Here is a 334-nt window from a genome sequence, read left to right on the forward strand (position 1 = left end):
GCCGTCTGACGGTGGCGTCGCCGTGACGGAACCGAACGCGCTGCCTGGGCAGTCCCGACCGCCATGGACAGAGTGCACGCGGCTGGCCACCCTCGATGCTTACGGCATCCTCGATACGCCGCGCGAGCAGGGCTTCGACGATGTTGCCGCGCTGGCGGCCGAGATCTGCGGCACGCCGATGGCGGCCGTGGCGTTCGTCGGCGAGGGACGCCAGTTCCTCAAGGCGGAGGTCGGGCTCGGCGGGCTGGGGGCGCCGTTCGACACCTCGTGCTGGCGTCGGGCCGTCTTGCAGGATGACTTCCTGCACGTGCCGGACGCAACGAAGGACGGGCGT

1 pseudogene is annotated in these 334 nt (G+C 71.0%); it reads left to right on the plus strand.

The features are described from left to right. Window positions 1-22: 22 nt before the first annotated feature. Window positions 23-334, plus strand: a pseudogene (locus CVH10_RS18865) (hypothetical protein); the annotation flags it as partial.

The organism is Halomonas sp. ND22Bw, from assembly GCF_003011945.1.
GTDB classification, from domain to species: Bacteria; Pseudomonadota; Gammaproteobacteria; order Pseudomonadales; family Halomonadaceae; genus Halomonas; species Halomonas halophila.